This window comes from Gorillibacterium massiliense (genome assembly GCF_000455485.1).
Taxonomy (GTDB): Bacteria; Bacillota; Bacilli; order Paenibacillales; family NBRC-103111; genus Gorillibacterium; species Gorillibacterium massiliense.
The window spans coordinates 15,864-30,756 of record NZ_CBQR020000036.1 but is presented as its reverse complement, the minus strand read 5'-3'; the positions used below and the strand labels follow the sequence as shown (position 1 = coordinate 30,756).

Below are 14,893 nucleotides of genomic sequence, written 5' to 3'. Positions count from 1 at the left end.
CCCTCCTCTCGATGAGGCAGTAACCCTTGCGTATGCAAGGGTTACCGCGAACCTTTATGCGGACGTCACCTTTTTATAGTTGGAACTGGAGGCTTTCGTTTTTCTACCCTGCATCCACTCGTACAGAATCGGGATGACGAGGAAACTGTTCAAGGTCGAAGTCACCATCCCTCCAATCACGACGATTCCGAGCGTTTGCGAAACGACAGAGTCTCCTCCGTGGGAGAAGGCCAGCGGGATCAAGGTCAGGACGGTTGTTCCCGCCGTCATGAAGATCGGGCGAACACGGGACAAGCTGCCGTGCAACACAGCCTCCCTCATCTCCATGCCTTCTCTGCGGTTCCGCTCAATTTTATCGATCAGCACGATGCCATTTGTTACGACGATCCCTGTCAACATGAGAACACCGACAAGCGCGGCCAAATTCCATTGACCATGGATTAGGTATAACGAGAGCACAACCCCGATTAGCGCCAGCGGAATACTGACCAGTACAGCCATCGGCGCCTTTAATCCCTTGAAAACGAAGCTGATGATCAGCAGCACGAGTAGAATCGATACGGCTACGGCAATGACCATTTCTTCGACCATTTGAGTAACCTGCTGCGAGATGCCGCCCAAGGAATAGGTTACCCCCTGCGGCAGCTCGATATGAGCTAACATGGAGGTGACTTCGTTAGATACCTTGCTCATATTGCTGGCCACAATTTGCGTGGTCACAACCGCGAAGGGCTTACCGTCGCGTTCTTGAATCGACGACGCGGCATCGTTAGGCTGAATAACTGCCAATTGATCCATGCGGACGGGCTGGCCATCCTTGGAGGTAAACGTCTCGGCCGCCAAAGCTGAAAGCACCTGCGCCGTATCTTCCGCTTTCGCACCGCTTCCCGTCGCGATGGGATCCAGATAAACGTCGACCGGAATGATACCTTTCGACGTCGGGATGTCGAAGTCCTTACCCTTGGCCATATACCGCGAGATAACTTTATTCAGGTCTTCCATCTTGATGCCATATTTGGCGATTTGATCTTGTTTGAGTGTAATGGCATACTTCACCGCGCCATTGGTTAAATCCGCTTTACCGTTCACGCTAAGGCCATCGATCTTTGCCAATTGGGTTCGGATCGTTTGCGCGGCAGTCTCAAGCGTGGTTTGATCGGCGCCAGTCAACATGATCTTCATTTGCGAATCGTCGCCGGCGATGCTTTGGTTGGATACGGTAATCACCGATTTCCCAGCGATCGGGTCGAGCGAGTTCTGCAGCGATTGAATAAACGAATTCAGATGCTTCTTATCCACGAGTGTAAGCGATAGATTAGCCACATTAGGCTGTTGAATAAACCCGCCGCCTTGGTCGAAAACGTCATCCGCTTGCGGCGTAAAAGTCGTGCCGAAGTTCGCCGAGTAGGAAGAAACGTTTTTATTTTGATGCAATACGTCCTCGACGTGCTTCACCTGATCATCAACTTCCGCAAGCGTGCTCCCTTTCGGCATTTCAACCTTCACAGCCACTTCACCGGACGTCGTACTAGGAAGCAAACTGAACGGCAATTGGGAGCCGAGTGCAGCCGCACAAACCAATAACGCTAACGTGATCCCGATGACCGTCTTCTTATGCTTTAGCGAAGCTTGAAGAATAGGCCGCATGGCCGGCTCTAAAGTAACCGTTTTGGTGCTGCCCCCCTTCCATCCTAGGAAGGCAAGCGAAGGGATCACGATCATTGCGGTGAAGAAGGAGACGCCAATCGCGATGACGACGGACCATGCGAAACCGGAATAGGATGCCCCGACGATCCCGCCCACCATGGCGATAGGAATATACACCGCGACGGTCGTGGCGGTCGATGCGAATATCGCAGGCAGCATCTCGACCACCGCAGACGATAAAACCCGAAGCGCTGGCTCTTCCTTGTGTTCCTGGGTTCTCCGATACATATTGTCCAAGATGACGATCGCGTCATCCACGATCCGCCCCATCGCGACGATTAAACCGGAGACAGTCAAAATATTAAGCGTTATTCCCATCGATTTGAGGATAGCCGTAGTCGCGAGCAGTGAGATCGGGAGCGAAATCGCGATAATAAGCGTCGACCGGAGGTTACGGAAGAAGAATAGCACGCACAGCATCGAGAATAAGCAGCCAAGCAAGCCTTCCCGAACTAGACCCATTAGAGAATCGTTCAAATCGTGGGCGCGATCCAACGTCAATCTCATCGAGACATCACCGTTTTGAACGGAAGGTAGATCGGCAACACGCGCTTTAACAACTTTGGCTACATCGGTAATATTTGTGGATGGTGTCTTGATGACGTCGATCAGTACACTAGCTTCGCCATTCGTTCTCGATACGGTCTTCACGTCCGTCAATGAATGCGAGATATCCGCAACAGCGGATAGTGGAACGACATCACCTTTCTTATTCTTAATTGTTAGGTTTCCGAGCTCCTCGTCGCTCGCATCCCAACTTTTGACCTGCACCGGAATCGATGCCCGGATATTCGCGATATTCCCTTGCGACCAGTTCGGAAGCGATGCCGTGACCGATTGATTAAAATCATCTATGGTCATACCGCTCTTTAGCAGGTCTTTCATTCGGACCGTAATGACATAACCATTATTGGCTCCACCGGTTGTATTTACGGCCGCTACGCCGGGCACGGACTTCAGCTGTTTGACGATGCTGGTCTGAATTGCGGAACGCAATGTCAAATCGTCGATCTTCTTGTTAGCGGCCGTAAGGCTGTAACTTAGAATGGGAAACGAGCTCGTGGTCAGATGCGTCACCGATGGTGTGTTGACACCGTCAGGCAGTGCCGCCGAGGCGAGCGCTTGCTTGGTGTCGCTCTCGGCTTTCTTCATGTTGTAGTTCATGGGGAAATACAAGTTCATGAGTAAGCCGCCATCATACGATGTCGTTTCGATATTCGATAAACCGTCTACACTTTTGAGTGCGTCGTTCAGCTTGGAAGTGAGATCGGTTTGTACCTGATTCGCTTGATAAGATGAGGCACGCAAGGAAACCATAAGCGTGGTATTGGTAATTCCAGGCATGTAGTCGCGCTGCATTTGAAAAGCAGCGGCCCCTCCCCATGCGATGATAAGAATGACAAAGATCAGTATTATGACTGACCGCTGCATAACGGACTGAATGAGTTTGTTCATAGAGAAGCCCCTTTCGGTTGATCTATCTTAAAGGACTTCTCCAAAGCTTCGATTGTTCGTTAGCATAAAAATTTTTTTATAGAAATTATCGGTATCGCCCTGCGTTAAAGAAAAAAGGCATTACCGCGAGCATGTCCTGTAAGGAAATGCTCGCTGATAATGCCTCATCGAATCGTTTCATTCCACGCTAAATTTTGAATGCACCCATCAACGGCATGATCATTTTTGCCATTTGAAGCCCAAAGCCGATTGTTGGCAACATTTTTTGAGCCATTCCAAAGAAGCCGCCGCCTCCTAGCCCTGCTCCAGGTTGCCCGACACCAGCATTCCCAGCTGAGAACGGATTAAGGGTTCCGCCACCTGGAAATAAGCCAGGAGAATTGAACGATCCGCCGGGATTTGATCCCATAGGATTGAACAAACCACCGAGGCCTCCCCCAAGACCTCCTCCTAGACCTCCACCGAGGCCTCCACCGAGACTTCCCCCAAGAGGATTGAACCCTCCACCGCCGCCTAATAACGATTGCATAAATCCGGAGACGTTGGCTGTATCCTTGTTACGGATAACATTGGAAAATCTTCCTCTTCCTTTTTTACCCGTAAGAAACAACTGGCCTTTATCAATACCGGTAACCGTTCCCACATAATAGCTCCCATCTTTCAGCACCATGCAAACCGGCTGCCCGATATACCGGCTTGCTTCCTGAAGCGTGATTCCCGTTGTCCTTTGAACGTGCTTGGAAGCCATAACAACACCTCCCTCCGATTAACTGAGGATTACAAGCAAACAATAATGATAACATTTCAGATTATGTATTTTTTTCTTCTACGGCATGTATTTTCGCCTTTACTCTAGCAAAATGGGTGCTATCCTATCACTAGGAAACACTAGACGATAATGAAAAAGAAGCTCCGGGATATCTCCAGGAACTTCTTTTCTTTGACTAGAGATGGCTGACAGATCAGGTATCCTTCGGCATCTCGCCGATGTCAGGTTCCCCTGTTACGATCGGGGGTGAATTTTCGGATCCGATCAATTTTTGCAGCCATTCAGGCGCATCGGAATTGGAAAGATTGAGCATATCCAAGAAATCAGAATCGTTCAAAAGCGAGCGAATGCCGGAAACCACGTTGCGATCCCCACTTACGGAGCCAAAACCTTGCGTAAGCTTCTGGTGGCTCTCGAAGCCGGTAGGCCAGTTATTGCCCATATTGAGGCAGGCCGCGTTCTCGATGGAGCCGATTCGGATGGAACCAATCACAAATTGAGGGGATAAAAAAGAAGATATAGCCTTAACCCCCTATCTATGCGCAAGTTGATCAGTTTTTTGTTAACCGATAACCGGTTTGTGTCCTCTGTAGGCCTGGCATTGATTCGTCGGAAGGGATCGATTGCGGATTGGTGGTGACGGCTTTATTATTGTTTTTCTTTATAGACGATTGAAGAGAATCTGAGCTTATCTTGGCACCAAAATTGTTGCCCAAATTTAGAGTGCCGCTTAACTGTTCAATATCTAAACTATCCAGACGATACTCCATTTTCTCCAGCACCGGTTGGTGGATATGGACATTTTCAATAGTAATGTGGGTAGCATTCGCTTTTAAATGATCCAATGTTTGTTCCACCCGGCTAAAACGGAGGTTTATCTCTTGAAAATAGCGTTCTACTTCCTTGCTCAAGTCGGCTTTTGTCGGAGTGGTTTTTTTCTTCCAAAACATAAGATCACATCTTGGGACGGCTGATTTTAGAATAGGAGTCAATTTGATCGATATCATCTAAAGACGACCGAAAATCGGATACGAAAACCTTCCTTCCATTTACAGTTCCGAATGCCTGATTATCTTTCGATACATGCTTAAAATTCCATTGTTTGGTGCTGCCTTGAAAGACTCCCGAGGAGTTGGAAACAGATCCAATCTGAAGGTCAAAAAAGTGTATTCGTACCATCTTCCGTCCTCCTCTTGTTTTGAACATATGGATCAGATATCAATTAAGTAAAATCAATCTGAACTTGGGTTTGTTGTTCGGAGTCTTCGATCTGCAGCTCAATGACTAGTAAACCTTGTCTATATTTGGCATTGATCTGATCTTTGGACACCGGTTTTGGCATAGTCAGAGATCGTCGGAAACTTCCGAAAAACCTTTCTTTTAAAATAATCCGATTTTCCGTAACAGGATATAAACAGGGGATCTCCCCTTCTAATACGAGCGTTTGTCCTTCAAGATAGATGCGAATTTGCTCCGGTGATTTCAGTTCCGGTATTTCCGCAAGAACAACGACGGTTGCCTGAGTATGGTAGATGTCGACACGCGGCGCCGCAGTAGGAATCAGAACGCTGATGTCCTGCCAAAACTCTTCTCCGAGCACTTCACTGGCTTGCTTTTGGAAGGCGCTCAAATCCTTCATCCCATTCTGCCGCTCTCTGTCTCTTTCCCCCATCATCCATCACCGCGCCTTAATGATCGCTTCATGCCTAATTCATGTATATGTACGAGTAAAAAAATGATTCACCTCACAAATCCGGCAGCTTGTCCGATTTTGCTCATCCGCGGCATGGGGATGATCATCACCCTCCCCACCGCCAGTTTGTTTATTGGGAATGATGTCCGAACATATCTTTGTTAACGGTTTGCTGCCAACTGCTCACCTTACTGAAAAGTGGTCTGTTCGCATTTTCGTAGTTTGGGGAAATGAGCCCATGGAGATGAAACATCGTAGGCTCTCCGCATTTGGCGCAATAAGCGGCATCTGGAGGATTTACGAACCTGCACCCTTTTTTCAGGATACCGGGTTCATCTGAGCAGCGATTCTCAAGAGGCGCGCCACAATCGTTGCAGTACTTATCGTTTTCGCTGGGAACTTTTGAGCAGCGAATGCAAGGATCCATTTTCTTAGTCACAACCATTCTCCCTTTCCGAGTTCCGTATTTCTCAACTTAAACAACTTTATTTTGAATCGACGTAGCGGGTTCAATTTCAGACATCGGATTATCAATGACATCATTATCAAGAATGGTGGTAACAAAGCAGGCTTGAACGTTAGCACCGAATAATTCACCGTTCCCTAAGTTCATTTTGCCATTTTGATTCCAACCGGGCTGGGATATTTCTCCGACAGCAATGACGCTGCCTCTGTTCAACGCATTTACGTTAATCGCTCCGGCTGTCAGTGAAATAAAAACGGCCAAATGGCTCACCCCCGAGGAAGACCTTGCTCATCTCATTCTGAACCGTTTGGATCGTGGTCCCCTTGTTTCTGAGTAATCCGAATGTTCTTTTCATCAGTTTGAACACTCTCTATAATTTGTCCTGCATATTGAATAGGCGCATCGACAGCATCGTCGTCAACGGTCATACTGACCACTTGGTTAACCCGGTTGCTGCCATAGCTTTTGCCAAAACCATAATTGCTTTTTAGGGAGCTTCTCCACCCTAATTGCGTGTTGTCTCCGAGATCGATGGCTGAGCCGTCGGTTACAACATTCGCATGAATGGCATTAAAATCGATAGCGCACTGCCGCAGTGGATGGTTTAACTCGGCAAGGGTTATGCTCGTCGCATCATCAATAGATGCATCCATCACATCCGAGTCATAGACGACACTCGCAATGTTGGAGAGGGTGCTATTCTGAAGGGTGCCGAAGCCCTGATTGGTCTTGCTGGATGAAGACCAACCGATTGCTTGGTTGGTTCCAATAAAAATGCCGGATGAGTCTTCAATGGTGTTCACGAATAGTTTATTGAAAATCACAAATGCCCTCTGCTGGTTCATGTTCATACGATCCCCCCTGATGGACAAATGTCAAGCCACACCTCAAAAGGGAGGTGTGCCTAATATTGTATTCCGCCATTCCGATGTGTTGCCTAATTCAAGTGAAATTTGCCTATAGATCAAAAGCTCATTAACCCGTCATATGCATTTGCTGGAATGCTGCAGTTTGATGGTAACATCGGTTCGTAATGCCTTTTCCCTAAAATGCATCGGAATGTCTCACAAAAAAAGCCCGCGATATACGCGGACTTCTTTAAAATGTAATGATCACCTCAAATATTTTCCCGTAATTGACTGCTCCGCATGGATGATCTGTGAGGGTGTGCCCTCGAACACAACCCGTCCCCCCTTGCTGCCTCCGTCCGGTCCCATATCAATGATCCAATCCGCTTGGCAGATCACATCGAGATTGTGTTCGATGACGATCACTGTATTGCCGGCATCCACGAGGCGGTTCAGGATCTCCAGAAGGTGACCGATATCTGACATATGCAGGCCGGTCGTCGGCTCGTCCAATACGTAGATACTGCCGTTCTTTTGCAGCTCGCTAGCCAGCTTGATACGCTGGCATTCCCCGCCCGAAAGCGTGCTGAGCGGCTGGCCGAGTGTAATATAGTTCAGACCTACATCACTCAACGCCTGAAGCTTGCGCACAATCTCTTTTTGCTGAAAAAAATCCAATGCCTGTTCCACCGTCATCTCCAGCACTTCTGCAATAGACTTCCCGTTTAGCTTGTAAGCGAGCACCTCATCTTTGAACCGTTTGCCCCCGCATACTTCGCATGGCAGCTTCACGGTGTCAAAAAATGAAAAGTCTATATACACAACGCCCAGTCCTTGGCAGTTCTCGCAGGCCCCCTTGGAGTTGAAGCTGAACAAACCTTGGTTGACCTTGTTCACGGAAGCAAAAGCCTTGCGCACATCATCCATAATGCCCGTGTAGGTCGCCGGATTCGACCGTGTTGACACTCCTATTGCCGATTGGTCAATGACAATCGCATCTGGAAACTGACTGAGGAATACTTCGTTAATCAGCGTACTCTTGCCCGAGCCTGCGACCCCCGTAACTGCTGTCAGCACTCCGGTTGGAATATCTACACTCACGTTCTGCAAGTTGTGCAGTGTGGCATTCTTGATAGACAGCTTGCCGGATGGCTGCCTGCTATCATGCTTCAGTTGGAGCTGCCGCTTCATATGGGTGCCCGTCAAAGTTCCTGCGTCCAGCAACCCTTGGTAACTTCCTTCGTAAACGATGGTTCCTCCGTGACTGCCGGCATGAGGACCTACGTCGAAAATATAATCCGCCAACTTGATCACATCGGGATCATGCTCGACGACAATCACGGTATTGCCCTTGTCACGCAGCTTCAGAAGCAGTTCATTTAACCGATGAACATCACGGGGATGCAAGCCAATGCTAGGCTCATCGAAGATATAAGTGACATCCACCAGACTTCCGCTAAGGTGCTTTACCATCTTGACGCGCTGCGATTCGCCGCCCGACAATGTATCCGTCTCGCGGTCCAGCGTCAAATAATCAAGTCCGATATCTACCAGGTGCTGCAGTCGCTCCGTCAGTGACTTAACGACCGATTCAGCGACAGGGTCACTAATTTCCCGAATGACACGGATGAGCTGTCCGACCTCCATGGAGGAAAGCTCCGCAATGTTGTATCCATTGATCCTGCAGCTAAGTGCGGCTTGACTGAGCCTCGCGCCATGGCAGCTGGAGCAGGGACCTTCGGAAATGTACGGTGCAACTGCTTGTTGTGTGCGCTCGGACTTCGTTTTCACATCCTGCTTGATGTATTTATTGGTGAACTTCTCAATGACGCCTTCTACTGTAATATTCGTTGCCTTACCGGCAAAATCCATCTTCACTTTCCTTGCCTTGGCAAATAGCAGGTGTTCCAGTTCCTCATCTGAATAATCACTTAGCTTCTTGTCGAGATCATAATCTCCCGACTGCACGATCATGTTCCATTCCCATCCGTCTACAGTATAACCCGGTAGCAAGATTGCCCCTTCATTCAACGACTTTGACTTATCCAGCGCCTTACTCATATCAACACTCAGGCTGCGACCGATTCCGTTGCACTCGGGACACATGCCTTGCGGATCGTTAAACGAGAACATGTTCGCTGGCCCAACATGGGGCTGACCCGCTCGGGAGAAAAAAAGGCGGAGAATAGGAGAAATGTCAGTAATCGTGCCCATCGTAGAATGGGAACCTCCGCCCAGCCGTTTCTGGTCCACAATTACAGCCATGCTCAGGTTCTCGATCGCGTCCGTATCCGGCTGCGGAACTTTGGGAAGAAAAGTGCGCACGAACATGCTGAAGTTCTCATTCAGTAATCGCGTAGATTCTGCAGCAATCGTATCGAAGACGATCGATGATTTCCCTGACCCGGATACTCCGGTGAAGATCGTGATCTTCCGCTTGGGAATGCGTAAGGAAACGTTTTTGAGATTATTCTCCCTCGCACCTGTGATCACGATATATTCCTGATTCGAGTCGCTCATGTTTACCATCCTTCCGATCATGTCAATTCCTACTCCTATTCACATCAGAACGATCATGCGAGCTTGACCGAACGTCAGAACATGTCAGCTTGTCCGATGTAGACACAAACCGGCTGCAAACTGCATGCAGCCGGTTAAGGTTGATTCTGGTTATCCAATTCGTTCAGCCATACAAGCCCCTTCATTTTGGACACTATTTGGTCACATTTTCACTATAGGACACCAAATGGCGTCGTGTCAACAACGTCTATTTTTTGATAGTATGCCCTAAACCATATTCAACCAGTAACACCTCTCTGTCAGCCGATTAACCGAAGCATGTAACAATTTGATCATATTTTGATCATTGACTATTCCAAATAATATCGTAATATTTAAATATACAATTTCATAAATGTTAATTTTCTTTCAACGATAGACTTCTACGGCTTGGAGGTGAATATTCGAGTGCCCATAATTGAAGTACAATTGTCTTTATTGCTCATATATTATATTATTTGAATATGTGAATAAAAGAACGAGGTGCTTCTATATATGGATAATAATTTCAAATCTTATAATCAAGCTGCTGAAACGCTAAAAGCTATCGCGCACCCTGTTAGGCTATGCATCATTAAAGGATTGCTGGAAAAGGGATGCTGTAACGTCTCCTATATGCAGGAGTGCTTGGATCTTCCTCAGTCCACCGTATCGCAGCACCTTCAAAGGCTTCGCTCATTAGGAATTGTCGAAACCGAGCGTAAGGGGTTGGAAGTGATTTATTCCGTAAAGGACGAGAAAGTTAAACAGCTAATTACATTATTTTTAGGAGAGAAATAAATCATGAGTAAAAAAGTTCTCATAGTCGGTGGAGTTGCGGGAGGAGCTTCTGCAGCCGCTCGTCTTCGCAGATTGGATGAAGATGCGCAGATCATCATGTTTGAACGGGACCCTTATATCTCTTTTGCAAACTGCGGTCTTCCCTACTACATTGGGGGCTCCATTCAAGATCGCTCCAAGCTGTTAGTGCAAACGCCGGAAGCGATGAATCAGCGTTTTAATATCGATGTCCGGACCCAGAGTGAGGTCGTTTCTATAGATCCCACAAACAAAATAGTTTTAGTCCAAAGCAAGGATCGGGGAAATTATGAGGAAAGCTATGATGCCCTTATCCTGTCTCCGGGAGCAAAGCCAATTCGTCCAGGTTTGCCTGGAATAAATAGTTCCAAAATTCACACACTCCGAAACATCCCTGACACGGACAAAGTCAAAGCGAAAGTCAGTGAGGAAGGCACCCGGTCAGCCATTGTGATCGGCGGGGGCTTTATTGGAGTCGAAATGGCCGAGAACTTAAAAGAAGCAGGCTTGGACGTTGCTTTGATTGAGGCTGCTCCACAAATACTGGCTCCTTTCGATCCGGAAATAGCTTCTGTCTTGGCAAAAGATCTGGAAGATAAGGGCGTCCGCCTTATTCTCTCCGAGATGGTCCAGAGCTTTGAAGATGTCGGTGATCAGATCGAAGTAAAACTTTCCAGCGGTACGGCTCTACGCAGCGAAATGGTACTTCTTGCCATTGGTGTTGCACCGGATACAGATTTCCTTCGGGACAGCGGCTTAGAGTTTGGCCCCCGTGGTCATCTACTGGTGAATGAGCGGATGGAAACCAATCTGGATAATGTTTATGCGGTGGGGGACGCAGTAGAAGTCGTAGACTTTGTGAACGGAAAGAAAACAGCCATTCCTCTTGCAGGGCCAGCTAACAAACAGGGACGGATCGCGGCTGATAATGTATGTGGACTTGGAACCACCTACAAAGGTTCTCAAGGCACATCGATTATAAAAGTATTCGGATTGACGGGCGCAGCTACAGGAAATAACGAAAAAACGCTGCAAAGATTGAACATCCCTTATCACGTCGTCCATATTCATCCGAATTCCCACGCTTCTTATTATCCGGGAGCTACTCCTCTCTCGCTGAAGCTGTTATTTAACGATCAAGGGATCGTTTTGGGAGCTCAAGCCGTTGGTTATAACGGTGTCGATAAACGAATCGACGACATCGCTACCGTAATTCGATTCAGAGGAACCGTCACGGACTTATCGGAACTGGAACTCTCCTATGCCCCTCCCTATTCTTCCGCAAAAGATCCGGTTAACATGGCGGGATACGCAGCGGAAAACGTTTTGACAGGAAAGACGGAGGTGTTTGTTCCTGCCGACTTGGCGAACCGAGATGTGAAGACCACCTTGCTTGTAGACGTCCGTACCGATATGGAACACGCCAATGGCCATATTGAAGGTTCAGTAAACATACCGGTGGATGAACTCCGTTCACGTTTGGATGAACTGGATCCGAGCAAGGAGATTTGGGTCTATTGTCAAGTCGGTTTGAGAGGATATACGGCTTCCCGGATTTTGCAGCAAAAAGCATATCGCGTGAAAAACCTTACCGGTGGCTACAAAACCTATCAGATGAGCAACTATATACCAAAGAAGTTTGACCATGTTGATCTATCAATGGAATTGACCAAGGCAAGCAAAGAAGCTGCCGTTGCAGCCCCCTCTACAGCAGCAGAACCCCTTACTCCGGATGCTGTATTAGACGCTTGCGGTCTGTGCTGCCCTGGGCCCCTCATCCAGGTTAAGCAAAGCATCGACAAACTGTCGGATGGTCAAATTCTCAAAGTGAACGCTTCGGATCCAGGCTTCTTTGAAGATATAAAAGCGTGGGCTCAAATGTCGCGGAATCGTCTCATGCAAGTCACTAAATTGCCGGATGGAACCATTGAAGCTTATGTTTGCAAAGGGGACTCGACGGCACAGGCAAAGGCTCCGGCGGAACAGGCGAGCACCCACGAGGCTAGCACGATGGTCGTGTTTAGCGGTGATTTGGATAAAGCGATCGCTTCCTTTATCATTGCCAATGGCGCAGCTGCCAGCGGAAAAAAGGTAACGATGTTCTTCACCTTTTGGGGTTTGAATATCATTCGTAAGCATCAAAAGGTTCCTGTTCATAAAGACTTTATGGGTAAAATGTTCGGAGCGATGATGCCGCGAGGCAGCCGAAAACTGAGCTTGTCGAAAATGAACATGCTGGGCGCCGGCTCCCGAATGATCCGCGGTCTCATGAAGAGCAAAAACGTATCTTCTCTGGAAGAATTGATCCAAACGGCCATTGATCAAGGTGTCGAAATCGTTGCCTGCCAAATGTCGATGGATCTTATGGGAATTGCTCGGGAAGAACTGATTGATGGCGTCGGTATCGGTGGCGTAGGATATTACCTTGGTAAAGCGGATCAATCCGGACATAATTTGTTTATTTAGAGAATTCCCTACGGCTTCAACATTCAATTAAGCAGAACAAAAGAACCCTGAATCGTCAGGGTTCTTTTTTAAATTTCCGAAGAAAAGGATATGAATAATAATTACCTGCTCTTGACGAGGAGCTCAACGGCATCTTTCACTAGTTTGCCGGTATCGTTACCTTTTTCCTGCTCCTCCAAAATACACTGCTCCAAATTCACGGCAACGATGTATGCCATTGCCTTATCCGCTGCGCTGCGAATCGCTGACAATTGGGTTATGACGTCTTTACAGTTTTTGTCTTCCTCCATCATTTTGATAACCCCACGAACCTGTCCTTCCATCCGCTTCAAGCGCCTCATCACATCATTATCATATTTCATGAGGTTCTTCCTTTCTCTTATACCTTGATGGGTATATTATGGATGAATTTCGTAAGCTTAGCAATAAGTGCCTTGTCTTTCAGGATATAGAGATGGACAAATCCGGCACGCTTCAAAATATGTGCAGCCTTTTTACAATGCCGTCGTTTTTCCCCCATAATGAGCACATGATTGTCAGGAGATAATTCCTTATCCCATACAAACGGAAGACGGCCCAGCGATATATTAATGGTTTCCGGCAAATGCTGCTCCAAATAATCGGCCGAATCCCGGATATCGAGCATTTTTAAATTTACGGGGTCGGAGGCATCGGTTAAGAAAGATAAATCAACGAATTTGATCCCCCTCACCGGAAAAACAAACCTTACTTTCCATCCGACAATGAGACCTATCAGAAAAAGCCAAACTTTCACCGTTAAACCTCCATGTCAGCAAATCAACCAACAGATGAACCCTAGCTATCTTTTTTAGCTTTCGCGTATGCGTCTTTCATGGTATCGAAATCGATGGCTCCCTGAAACTTATCCCGTATGATTCCATCCGGGTCTATGATGAAAGTTGTAGGATAGGCGGCCACACGATAAAGATCAGCCACCACTCCCTTCTTATCGAGAACGATTGGGAAGGTTAGTCCATTTTCGCTCGCAAAAGATTGAACATGTCCAGCGTTTTTCTCGGTATCCGTCAGATTCACGCCTAGAATAATGACATCTTTGTGCTTGTACTGCGTGTAAAAATCACGCATTTGGGGCATTTCAACCTTACAAGGGGGGCACCAGGTGGCCCAAAAATTTAGCAGTACCGTCTTGCCGCGGAAATCGGTGAGTTTGATTGCATTGCCGTTAAGGTCAGTCAACTGGAAGTCAGGTGCTCGTTTCCCTTTCGTGACCCCTTCCGGAACTGAAGCCGAAATCGAGCTGGGTGCAGGAGCTAGAGTATTATTGGGCTTTTTCATGTAGTCAAATATTCCCCAAAGGATCAATCCGGCAAGGATCGTGATTGCGATCCCGTTTTTTTTCATCAGTATGCCTCCTTATAACATGTTGAAAAAGGTGAACTGTGATAGCCAGGCACTGATTTTCTGCAGTTGGCTGGTATACATAAGAACACCCATACCAACGAGAATCCAACCGTTGATTTTAGACAAGATCGGCAGTATTCGGTTTATGCGTTTCATATACCCTAAAGAGTACGTGATGAGCAAAGTAATGATAAGAAAAGGGATTCCGAGGCCCAGTGAATACATAACTAACAGTACAATTCCACTGAACACGGTATCGGCAGAACCAGCCAGCATGAGAATGGAAGATAGGGCGAGGCCTACACAAGGAGTCCATCCCGCCCCGAAAGCCAGACCCATCAAAAAGGAATCCGGTCCTCCCCTTCCCGTTTTGCCTTTTCCCTGCCAGCTTATTTGCTTCATCAGAAACTTTAAATTCAAAAGCCCAGCCATCTGCAAGCCAAACAGGACGATGAGGAGTCCACCCAGCTTTTCGATTAGAGTCCGCCGCTCCATGAGAAATTGTCCTACTGTAGACGCAGATGCCCCCATCAAGATGAAGATGATGCTGAATCCCAGGATGAAGCTAATCGAGCGTAGCAGCAGAACCCATTTGTCCGCCCACACTCTGCCGTCCCGTACAAGAGAGCCAGTCAACTGGGATACATAAGCTGGCATGAGCGGAAATACGCATGGTGAAAAAAAAGAAAGCATGCCAGCCGCAAAAGCTACTATCAATGTCACGACAGACACCATCATCCTCCTTCCTT

14 protein-coding genes are annotated in these 14,893 nt (G+C 47.5%); 2 read left to right on the top strand and 12 right to left on the bottom strand.

Annotated features, from left to right (window positions below; genetic code table 11):
• Nucleotides 1–54: 54 nt before the first annotated feature.
• From TJ79_RS03915 to TJ79_RS03875, 8 genes are all read right to left on the bottom strand, one after another.
• Complete coding sequence (locus TJ79_RS03915; RefSeq protein WP_040948981.1) at nt 55–3,162, bottom strand: efflux RND transporter permease subunit; 3,108 nt, start codon at nt 3,160–3,162, stop codon at nt 55–57.
• 187 nt (nt 3,163–3,349) lie between these two features.
• Nucleotides 3,350–3,832 carry a hypothetical protein gene (locus TJ79_RS25680; RefSeq protein WP_238322784.1) on the bottom strand — a complete coding sequence of 161 codons (483 nt, stop codon included), beginning with the start codon at nt 3,830–3,832 and terminating at the stop codon, nt 3,350–3,352.
• Between the two features lie 292 nt (nt 3,833–4,124).
• A complete protein-coding gene (locus tag TJ79_RS03905) occupies nt 4,125–4,424 on the bottom strand; it encodes a hypothetical protein (protein ID WP_238322768.1) in 300 nt (99 codons plus the stop codon).
• A 58-nt stretch (nt 4,425–4,482) separates the two neighbouring features.
• Complete coding sequence (gerPC, locus tag TJ79_RS25675; protein ID WP_081756683.1) at nt 4,483–4,938, bottom strand: spore germination protein GerPC; 456 nt, start codon at nt 4,936–4,938, stop codon at nt 4,483–4,485.
• A gap of 215 nt (nt 4,939–5,153) precedes the next feature.
• A complete protein-coding gene (locus tag TJ79_RS03890; RefSeq protein WP_162162906.1) occupies nt 5,154–5,570 on the bottom strand; it encodes an Hsp20/alpha crystallin family protein in 417 nt (138 codons plus the stop codon).
• Nucleotides 5,571–6,099: 529 nt separating this feature from the next.
• Nucleotides 6,100–6,360 carry a hypothetical protein gene (locus TJ79_RS03885; RefSeq protein ID WP_238322766.1) on the bottom strand — a complete coding sequence of 87 codons (261 nt, stop codon included), beginning with the start codon at nt 6,358–6,360 and terminating at the stop codon, nt 6,100–6,102.
• Nucleotides 6,361–6,383: 23 nt separating this feature from the next.
• Entirely contained in the window at nt 6,384–6,941 is a 558-nt protein-coding gene (locus TJ79_RS25670) for a hypothetical protein (protein ID WP_052339231.1), read from the bottom strand.
• Nucleotides 6,942–7,202: 261 nt separating this feature from the next.
• Entirely contained in the window at nt 7,203–9,458 is a 2,256-nt protein-coding gene (locus TJ79_RS03875) for an ATP-binding cassette domain-containing protein (protein ID WP_040949073.1), read from the bottom strand.
• 534 nt (nt 9,459–9,992) lie between these two features.
• On the opposite strand from TJ79_RS03875, the gene TJ79_RS03870 reads away from it, so the two are divergent.
• Nucleotides 9,993–10,277, top strand: coding sequence for an ArsR/SmtB family transcription factor (locus tag TJ79_RS03870; RefSeq protein WP_040948978.1), 285 nt, complete (start codon nt 9,993–9,995; stop codon nt 10,275–10,277).
• Between the two features lie 3 nt (nt 10,278–10,280).
• Complete coding sequence (locus TJ79_RS03865; RefSeq protein WP_040948977.1) at nt 10,281–12,761, top strand: FAD-dependent oxidoreductase; 2,481 nt, start codon at nt 10,281–10,283, stop codon at nt 12,759–12,761.
• Between the two features lie 101 nt (nt 12,762–12,862).
• Here TJ79_RS03865 and TJ79_RS03860 read toward each other — a convergent pair whose 3' ends face one another.
• Genes TJ79_RS03860 through TJ79_RS03845 form a run of 4 tightly spaced genes read right to left on the bottom strand, consistent with a single transcriptional unit; the run spans nt 12,863 to nt 14,879 of the window.
• Nucleotides 12,863–13,123 (bottom strand): metal-sensitive transcriptional regulator, encoded by a 261-nt coding sequence (locus tag TJ79_RS03860; RefSeq protein ID WP_040948976.1) that lies wholly within the window; start codon nt 13,121–13,123, stop codon nt 12,863–12,865.
• A 17-nt stretch (nt 13,124–13,140) separates the two neighbouring features.
• The gene (locus TJ79_RS03855) at nt 13,141–13,536 is read right to left on the bottom strand and encodes a rhodanese-like domain-containing protein (RefSeq protein WP_052339230.1); all 396 of its coding nucleotides are present in this window, start codon (nt 13,534–13,536) and stop codon (nt 13,141–13,143) included.
• A 41-nt stretch (nt 13,537–13,577) separates the two neighbouring features.
• Nucleotides 13,578–14,144, bottom strand: coding sequence for a peroxiredoxin family protein (locus TJ79_RS03850; protein ID WP_040948975.1), 567 nt, complete (start codon nt 14,142–14,144; stop codon nt 13,578–13,580).
• A gap of 12 nt (nt 14,145–14,156) precedes the next feature.
• Nucleotides 14,157–14,879, bottom strand: a complete 723-nt coding sequence (locus TJ79_RS03845; RefSeq protein ID WP_202903285.1) for a cytochrome c biogenesis CcdA family protein — start codon at nt 14,877–14,879, stop codon at nt 14,157–14,159.
• Nucleotides 14,880–14,893 lie beyond the last annotated feature (14 nt).